Genomic DNA, 7,372 nt, shown 5'->3' on the forward strand with positions numbered 1-7,372 from the left:
AAGCTGCAGCACGCGAAACCCGGCGATGCGGTCGCGCGGGTTTTCGGCAAAGCGCAGCATCGCCAGCATGTCCTTCACGTGCGCGGCGTCGAGGAATTTCAGCCCGCCGAACTTGACGAAGGGGATGTTGCGGCGCGTGAGCTCGACCTCCAGCGGCCCGCTGTGATGCGAGGCGCGGAAGAGCACCGCCTGCGCCTTCAGCGCCGTGCCGGCCTCGCGTTCGGCCAGGATCGCGTGGCAGACATAATTGGCCTGCTCGGCCTCGTCGCGCACGCTCACCAGTTGCGGCTTGTGCGACGATCTGCGCTCGGTCCAGAGGTTCTTGGTAAAGCGCTCGGTGGCCTCGCCGATCACCGCGTTGGCGGCGGCAAGGATCGTCTCGGTCGAGCGGTAGTTGCGCTCCAGCATGACGATCTCGGCGCCTTGTGCGAACTGCTTCGGGAAATCGAGGATGTTGCGCACTTCCGCGGCGCGGAAGGAATAGATCGACTGCGCGTCGTCGCCCACCACGGTGAGCCCGGCGCCGTCCGGCTTTAGCGCGAGCAGGATCGAGGCCTGAAGCCGGTTGGTGTCCTGGTACTCATCGACCAGCAGATGGTCGAAGCGGCTGCCGAGATGCGCCGCGATCTCCGGCTCGGCCGCCATCTGCGCCCAGTAGAGCAACAGGTCATCGTAGTCGAGCACGTTCTGCGCCTGCTTGGCCTCGACATAGGCCGCGAACAACTGCTTGAGCTGGTCTGCCCATCCGGCGCACCAGGGAAATGCCGAGCCCAGCACTTCGCCGAGCGGCGCCTGCGCGTTCACCGCGCGCGAATAGATCTGCAGGCAGGTGCTTTTCGTAGGGAAGCGGCTTTCGGTTTTCGAGAATCCCAACTCATGCCGGGCGAGATTCATCAGGTCGGCCGAATCCTCGCGGTCGTGGATGGTGAAGGCCGGGTCGAGGCCGATCTGCTCGGCATAGTCGCGGAGCAGCCTGGCGCCGATGCCATGGAAGGTGCCGGCCCAGGCGAGCGCGTCGGCGATGATCGCGGCGTCGCGGCCCAGCACCTCGCCGGCGATGCGCTCGACGCGCTTGGCCATCTCGGCCGCGGCGCGGCGCGAGAACGTCATCAACAGGATGCGGCGCGGATCGGCGCCCTTGACGATGAGATGGGCGACGCGATGCGCCAGCGTGTTGGTCTTGCCGGATCCGGCGCCTGCGATCACCAAAAGAGGCGCGGCCACCTTGCCGTCGCCATGCACCACCGCCAGCCGCTGCGCGTCATTCAGCCGGGCGAGATAGGCGGGAGCTTCGAAGGACGAATCACGGGCGGCGATGTTCATCGCCCATCAAGCATCGTTTCCGCTTTGTTCGCAACGGGATTGAGGCGTCGAGTGCGTTCGCAGTTGGCGAAAGCCGGAATGATGGCCAATCTCCCCCACTTGGGACCCACTTGGGGGAGATTGGCTGTAACTACCTTTTCGGCTCCACACCCATTGCCGCCGACTGGCGCCGCAGCGTCCGCCTTTCATCGCCTGGCATCTCCAACGGCGTGACGTCGCCTGGCACTTCCTCGATGATCCGCATTGTCACGCGATAGGCCGTGTAGGCAAACAGGCCGACAAGCAGCAGACGGATCATGACCATCTCCTTGTGCGGTTTGATCGGTTGGGAGTTCAACCGGGACTTGGGCGATTGGTTCCCATGGGCGAACGCAACCAAACCGCCACCGCTTCGTTTGCCCCTTGAAATGGGGCGAACGAGAGGAGGTCGTCATGATGAAGCTTCCTGTGCTGCTGGCTCTTGCGGCAGGGCTCGCGCTCGCCGCCTGCGACAACAGCGTGCAGCCCACCAAGGCGCCCGCCGACCAGAGCCCGCAGATCGACAAGAACCCGGTGCCGAAATCGACCACCGGCGGCGACCAGCAGGGCACGCAGCCGGCGCAGTGATGGCGGCAAAGCAGGTAGGCGATGTCTGCCACAGAAGAAGGCCGGCGCTGCTTGGGAGGAAGCTGGAAAGCGCCGGCCAAGCGGGAAAATCAGGCCCGCCGCAAAATAAATCATAGCTGAGTCTTGCCGCCAGGTCATGGGCAAGGCTTGGAAAGTCCTCTGGATATAAGTGAAATCCCGCCAGAAATTCCCGGTATTGTGTGAAATCTACAACAACAATCCTGAGATGCAGCCAGGCGTCGTCATGGTTGAATCATCTGTATCTTACCGGTTGCTCAAATGCTCCGGCTTCAGCCAACCGGTGAAGAGAAGCCTCCGCACTATCGAGAATTCGGCTCCAGGGCCTTAGGCATGGGCGTCCGCCTACGCCATCGCTACCCGCTTCACCGGCATGTCGGCGATTTCGATGTCCAATTGGCGCTGCGTCAGCGCCGCCTCGGCCATGATCCACTGCTTGAACAGCTCCACCTTGCGCGCGCCGAGCGCCTTGATCGGACTCACGAAATACCAACCGGCACTGTTGGGATGGTGGACCGCGAAAGGCGCCACGAGCCGTTCGGCGCGGATGTCGCTTGCCATATAGGCGCGGTTGGCGACGGCAAAGCCCATGCCGGCATTGGCCGCCTCGTAGGCCATCATGCAGGAATCGAAATAGATGCTCCTGGTCTCGCCGAGCACGAAGCTCGCGCCGGCAAAGCCCAGCCAGGACTGCCAGTTCTGGGTGCAGGTGTCGGAGTGGAGCAAGGTGAAGTGCCTGAGGTCCTCGGGCGTCACCTTGTACAGCGGCTTGTCGCCCAGCACGTCGTGGAACAGCTTGCGGCTGCACACCGGCGTCAGGTCCTCCTTGAACAGCAGCTCGGATTTGAGGCCGGGGAAATTGCCGTCGCCATAGCGGATCTCGAGGTCGTACTCGGAGGTCGAGAATTCGTGCGTCGCATAGGAGGTCGAGACCCGCATCTCGATATCGGGATATTGCCGCTGGAAGCTGGTGAGCCGCGGGAACAGCCAGCGCGCCGCGAAGGTCGGCAAAACGCAGATTCTCAGCACATGCGACTGCGACTGGCCGGTGGCCTCCATGCTGGCGGCGACGATCCGCTCCAGCGCCTCGCGCACCCGGGCCACATAGGTCTCGCCCTCCGGCGTCAGGGACACCGCATTTCCGCCGCGCTGGAAAATCTTGAAGCGCAGCTGATCCTCCAGGCTCTTGACCCGCTGACTGACAGCCGAGGCGGTGATGAACTGCTCCTCGCCGGCGCGCGTGAAGTTCTTGTGCCTCGCGGCGCTCTCCACGATTTTCAGCGAGTTTAAGTTGACCTGACTGAGCAGACGCACGGGGCCCGACCTTTAGCTGGGCTTAAAGTAGCACCAGCATTCCTAAATTTACAGGGGCGGGCGGCTTAATCGACTGTTTACCAAGTGTTGCCCCCATCTTGGAGAAGTAGAATGAACGCCCATACCATCCCCGAACTGCGCTATGCGATGAGCCGTGAAGCCATCATTGGTCATGATACGGCGTGGAAAGTGTCGAGCTTCGGCGTCGCCCAGTATCTGCACGGCTACGACCCCGCACTGCTTGCCGCGATCGAGGAGGCGGCGCTCAAGCTCAAGGCCAGCCATGCGGTGCACAAGCATCTCGACCTCACCTTCATCACCGGCGCCGACCGTTACATCCCGGAGATCAAGGAGCTTTTGCATGACAAGCTGCGCCTGGAGCGGCTGTCCGACATGATGGGCACCAAGCTTGAACCCTATCCACTGTCGATCGTCGGCTCGACCGTCACCTTCATGAACCCCAAGGACGGCGCCGTCGAATGGCACTGCGACGGCGTTCCGGTGACGGAGCTCATTCCGCTGTCGATCAGCGACCCTCTGATCGGCGGCCATCTTGAAATCTATTGCGACGATTCCGAGACCGGCCGCGCCATCCTCGAATCCGGCCGCGACCTGCCGCGCAACAAGGTCATGCGCATCGACCACAAGATGAACTACGCCACGCTCGGTCAGTTCCTCGGCGTGCTCCATCGCACCGCGCCCATCCAACTCGGCTCGCGCGTCACCCTGGTTCTCAACCAGCGCTCGGTGACCAAGCCCTATGTCGACGACAACCGCATGTTCTACCTCGCCGCCGACAACGACCACGACCGCGCCTGGGTCAATGAGCTAGCCGACGATGTCTGGACGAACCAACTGCCTGCCTATCGCCGCCATGCGGAGGAGCATCCTGTGCCGAAGCCGGCCGTCGAGCCGGTTTCCGGCGGAGCCAGAGAGTCGTGGTAGTGGCGGATGATCCCGTCGAGCGCCAGGCGCCCTCAGCGTCGTTGAGCCTCGGGCCAGTCATGGCCGAAAGACGGAAGAACCGCTCCGGCGCTGCTTCCTCGGCGGCGCTGGCCCTCGCCTTCGGCGCGGTGGCGCTCTGGGCGACCAACGCCCTGGTCGGCAAGACGCTGCTTGCAAGTCACCCGGTGTCCGAGGTGCAATTCCTGCAGTTCTGCGGCGCCGCGCTGGTTTTTGCGGTGATCAGGCTTATGAGCACTTCTCCTTCCCCCCTTGTGGGGGAAGGTGGATCGGCGCGCAGCGCCGAGACGGATGAGGGGTGTTCCAGCGAAGTGAGACGTCGGCGTTCCCTGGAACACCCCTCATCCGACCTCGCTTCGCGAGGCCACCTTCTCCCACAAGGGGAGAAGGGGAGGTCGGCTCTCGCCGCCTACGCGGTCGGCTTCATTGGTCTGGTCGGCACCATGGTGCTGCAATACATCGCCTTCGCTTCGATGCCGGTCATCGAGGCCAATCTGGTCGCCTACACCTGGCCGTTGATGGTCGCCGCGGTGGTCATCGCGCTCGGCCGCCCGCAGCGACCGCTGCTGCTTGGGCTGACTGCCGCGCTCGGCTTCGTCGGCGTGGCGCTGGTGATCTCCGGCGGACGCGCGTCAGCCTGGTTCGAAGGCAGTCTCGTCGGCTATTGCGCCGCCTTTGGCTCGGCGCTTTGCATGGCCTTCTATTCGCTCGCCGTCGGCCGTCTTGCCCTGTCGCCGGATCGCCTTCTGCTGCCCTCGGCGCTGATCGGTTTCGCGCTGACCTTCGCCTGGTGTCTGCATGACGGCGCTGCAGACCTGAGCGGCACGCACCTCCTGCTCGGCCTCTATCTCGGCGCAGGGCCGATGGGATTCGGCTACTATTTCTGGTCGCGCGCGCTCAGCCTCGACCAGGGCGGCAGGCTCGCGGTCGTCGCCTATCTGACGCCGATCGCTTCCACGCTTTTGCTGGCGCTGTCGGGCGAAAGCCTGTCGCCGACGGCTATTGCCGGCGCCGTCCTCGTCATCGGCAGTTGCATTGCTGTCGGCATCGAACGTTCGGAGGCCTGAAGATCATGTCAGGAAGCATGCCTGGAACCATGCTTGACAACGACGAACGCCGCGCCCGGCAGGAGGCGCACTGGCTGATGAAGGAATTCGGCGCCGAGGCGCCGCTCTATGCCGCCATGAAGGCGGAAAAGGCCATCGAGCAGAGGGATTTCGGCCGCTGCGCGCGCTGGAGGCGTGTGCTGGAGATACTGGCCGACAACGGACCGGCGGATCTCAGGTGCGGAGCCGCCGCGGAATAAGCGACTCGCCGCGCCGAATCGGGCATGATCGGTCCTCCGGGCGCCTGTGCTGCTCGCCAGCGTCGGCCTTCATCCTGAATTTCGACTTTTGCTGGAATTACTCGCATAAATTGAAGTGCTGTTGCGTCATTTACGCGCCCGTGCAGATTTCCGGCGCTGTCAATTGTTTGTTATAGGTATTAGAATTCCTAACTTGCGCGGTCGTAGCCCGCAGTGAAAACGTGCTTTTGGTATTGAGTCTCGTGTATTTACTGACTCTGGACGGTCCGTTGGGGGACAGGTCCAATATGATACCTAGACCAAAGTCCTAAAAAACAGCTGGTCATTTGAGAGCCAGCAAAGGGTGAAAAAATTGTCCAATATCGATGACAAGACTGCAATCGAGCTGACCGCCGACATTGTCTCGGCCTATGTAGGCAACAATCCGCTTCCGGCTTCCGGCCTGCCTGATCTGATCGCCAGCGTCAGCGCCTCGGTGCGCAAGCTCGCCGGTGGCGCCGCTGTCAAGGAAAGCGCGCCGCTGACGCCGGCCGTCAATCCGAAGCGCTCGGTGTTCCCCGATCACATCGTCTGCCTCGAGGACGGCAAGAAGTTCAAGTCGCTGAAGCGGCACCTGTCGACCGACCATGGGCTGACGCCGGACGAATACCGCGCCAAATGGGGCCTGCCGGCAGACTATCCGATGGTAGCCCCCAGCTATTCGGCCACCCGCTCGGCCTTGGCCAAGTCTTCCGGCCTCGGCCGCAAGCCGGCCGCGGATTCCGGCAAGGGCAAGCGCAAGCCCAAGGCCTGAGGCCAGCCGCTCATGCCGCAACGGCCGACGCCATGCCGTCGGCCGACTGCTTGGGCACGCTCGATGCACTGCGTCGCAGGGTGGCCAACCAGTCTTCCGCCTGGTCGCCTTCAGTTGCGGGGCGGCTTACGCGCCTCGGCGCGGCGATCCTGCTCTGCCGCGAGGCTGTCCGCCTCGACAGCCGTCATCTCCAGAAAATAGACAAGCACCTGATAGCGCGTGCGCGAAAGCATCTTCGCCAGCCTTCGGGTGATCTCCGCGACATATCTCAGCATGCGCAGATCGTTGGCCGCCTCGTCCATCGGGAGCTCCTGACACAGTCAAGTTATTGTTGTTATTTTTGATTGTTATTGGCGCCTCGCGCGAATCACGACGCTTTCATAAGTTCGCAGGATTGCGGCAAAACTGAAATCGATTTTTCGCCAAGCATCGCGGCTGGATCAAAAGATTTGGCACTTTTTTTGGTGGTTTCGGCATCCATCGCGCTAATATAAGCCAAGGCGCGACTTCGGGTTGTTTTGGTTGACCGATTTGATCTTCCGCATGGGTTGGTCAGTGCCGCTGTTTTGGCGGCAGGCGGGCCTGGCCATACGGCCCGGCCCGCCTTGCTGCTCAGTTCTTGTAGGCGGAACAGAAGGCCGGCGGATTGTCGGCGCCGATCATGGCGCAGCCTCGCTTGATCTCGTCGATCATCATGCTGCACGCGTTCTGTCCGTTGCAGGGCGGGTGTGTTGCCGGCGACACCTGAACGCATTGCGAGACATATTGGTCCGACTTCGCCTTGCCGGCGGATTGCACGCAAGGCCGCGTGTCGTTCGGGCTTGCCTTGGCAGGAGCGGCCGTCGCAGGCGCGGCCCCAGCCGTCGCAGACGCGGCGCCAGCCGTCGCAAGCGCGGCACCGCCGGCGGTTTGCGGCACGCAGGAGAGGTCGCCTTCCGGACATTGCAACTGGTGCTGCAACTGCGTCAGCCGCGCCTGGGTCAATTCCGCCTTACAGGCTTCGACCAGGCTCGAATACACCGAGCCGTCGGCATAGGGCTGGGTGCGGA

Annotated in this window: 9 protein-coding genes and 1 pseudogene; 5 read left to right on the forward strand and 5 right to left on the reverse strand. The window is 63.0% G+C overall.

Annotation, left to right across the window (positions count from 1 at the left end; genetic code table 11):
* Together EOA29_RS19355 and EOA29_RS41520 are read right to left on the reverse strand one after the other, a co-directional pair.
* The coding region (locus EOA29_RS19355) for an ATP-dependent helicase (RefSeq protein ID WP_145969708.1) at window positions 1-1,323 on the reverse strand (1,323 nt) is incomplete at its 3' end.
* Between the two features lie 130 nt (window positions 1,324-1,453).
* Complete coding sequence (locus EOA29_RS41520; protein WP_189350269.1) at window positions 1,454-1,621, reverse strand: hypothetical protein; 168 nt, start codon at window positions 1,619-1,621, stop codon at window positions 1,454-1,456.
* 134 nt (window positions 1,622-1,755) lie between these two features.
* Here EOA29_RS41520 and EOA29_RS41525 point away from each other — a divergent pair, with 134 nt between their 5' ends.
* Entirely contained in the window at window positions 1,756-1,929 is a 174-nt protein-coding gene (locus EOA29_RS41525) for a hypothetical protein (RefSeq protein WP_189350268.1), read from the forward strand.
* Window positions 1,930-2,292: 363 nt separating this feature from the next.
* Here the strand turns inward: EOA29_RS41525 and EOA29_RS19360 are convergent, their stop codons facing one another.
* The gene (locus EOA29_RS19360) at window positions 2,293-3,261 is read right to left on the reverse strand and encodes a LysR substrate-binding domain-containing protein (protein ID WP_126095465.1); all 969 of its coding nucleotides are present in this window, start codon (window positions 3,259-3,261) and stop codon (window positions 2,293-2,295) included.
* A gap of 111 nt (window positions 3,262-3,372) precedes the next feature.
* On the opposite strand from EOA29_RS19360, the gene EOA29_RS41530 reads away from it, so the two are divergent.
* The 4 genes from EOA29_RS41530 to EOA29_RS19385 all read left to right on the forward strand — a co-directional run bounded on the left by EOA29_RS41530 (window position 3,373) and on the right by EOA29_RS19385 (window position 6,323).
* Window positions 3,373-4,206 (forward strand): hypothetical protein, encoded by an 834-nt coding sequence (locus EOA29_RS41530; RefSeq protein WP_189478934.1) that lies wholly within the window; start codon window positions 3,373-3,375, stop codon window positions 4,204-4,206.
* Window positions 4,207-4,265: 59 nt separating this feature from the next.
* Complete coding sequence (locus tag EOA29_RS19375; RefSeq protein WP_127221300.1) at window positions 4,266-5,291, forward strand: DMT family transporter; 1,026 nt, start codon at window positions 4,266-4,268, stop codon at window positions 5,289-5,291.
* 29 nt (window positions 5,292-5,320) lie between these two features.
* Complete coding sequence (locus EOA29_RS19380; RefSeq protein WP_127221301.1) at window positions 5,321-5,530, forward strand: hypothetical protein; 210 nt, start codon at window positions 5,321-5,323, stop codon at window positions 5,528-5,530.
* 352 nt (window positions 5,531-5,882) lie between these two features.
* Window positions 5,883-6,323, forward strand: coding sequence for a MucR family transcriptional regulator (locus tag EOA29_RS19385; RefSeq protein WP_126095462.1), 441 nt, complete (start codon window positions 5,883-5,885; stop codon window positions 6,321-6,323).
* A gap of 110 nt (window positions 6,324-6,433) precedes the next feature.
* On the opposite strand, the gene EOA29_RS19390 is transcribed toward EOA29_RS19385, so the two are convergent.
* On the reverse strand, window positions 6,434-6,625 hold the full coding sequence (locus EOA29_RS19390) for a hypothetical protein (protein WP_127221302.1): 192 nt from the start codon (window positions 6,623-6,625) through the stop codon (window positions 6,434-6,436).
* A 310-nt stretch (window positions 6,626-6,935) separates the two neighbouring features.
* A pseudogene (locus tag EOA29_RS41535) lies at window positions 6,936-7,372 on the reverse strand (hypothetical protein); the annotation flags it as partial.

It is taken from the genome of Mesorhizobium sp. M1E.F.Ca.ET.063.01.1.1 (genome assembly GCF_003998155.1).
In the GTDB taxonomy this organism is placed as follows: Bacteria; Pseudomonadota; Alphaproteobacteria; order Rhizobiales; family Rhizobiaceae; genus Mesorhizobium.